Annotated in this window: 1 tRNA gene and 2 rRNA genes; all 3 read left to right on the top strand. The window is 50.3% G+C overall.

Annotated elements, in window-relative coordinates:
• A 16S ribosomal RNA gene (locus WG891_RS26610) occupies window positions 1–85 on the top strand; the annotation flags it as partial.
• An 85-nt stretch (window positions 86–170) separates the two neighbouring features.
• Window positions 171–246: transfer RNA gene (locus tag WG891_RS26615), tRNA-Glu, on the top strand.
• 244 nt (window positions 247–490) lie between these two features.
• Window positions 491–745 (top strand): 23S ribosomal RNA (locus WG891_RS26620); the annotation flags it as partial.

Here is a 745-nt window from a genome sequence, read left to right on the forward strand (position 1 = left end):
GGCGCTTACCACTTTGTGATTCATGACTGGGGTGAAGTCGTAACAAGGTAACCGTAGGGGAACCTGCGGTTGGATCACCTCCTTACCGAACGATATTGATTGAGTGAGTGCCCACAACAGATTGTCTGATAGAAGTAATGAGCAAAAGCGTCATAAAAGTACGGTGTCGTGTCCCCTTCGTCTAGAGGCCTAGGACACCGCCCTTTCACGGCGGTAACAGGGGTTCGAATCCCCTAGGGGACGCCAACTGCTTGCGACCATCCCGGTGAAAGCGGCGGTCTCGGTATCTGCGGATACACCATATCTCAAAGCTGACTTGCGAGTCAGGCTTGAGATATTGCTCTTTAACAATCTGGAACAAGCTGAAAATTGAAACCTGACAGCAGAAAATTATCCCTCCGTAGATGTATTGGGGTAAGGATGACCCTGTCAGAGAGTCTCTCAAATGTTTGCAACGCGAATGTGGTCGAAAGACACCTTCGGGTTGTGAGGTTAAGTGACTAAGCGTACACGGTGGATGCCTAGGCAGTCAGAGGCGATGAAGGGCGTGCTAATCTGCGAAAAGTGTCGGTAAGCTGATATGAAGCGTTACAACCGGCAATACCCGAATGGGGAAACCCAGTGCAATTCGTTGCACTATCGTATGGTGAATACATAGCCATACGAGGCGAACCGGGGGAACTGAAACATCTAAGTACCCCGAGGAAAAGAAATCAACCGAGATTCCCCCAGTAGCGGCGAGCGA

It is taken from the genome of Serratia sp. MMO-28 (assembly GCF_037199905.1).
Lineage (GTDB): Bacteria > Pseudomonadota > Gammaproteobacteria > Enterobacterales > Enterobacteriaceae > Chania > Chania oryzae.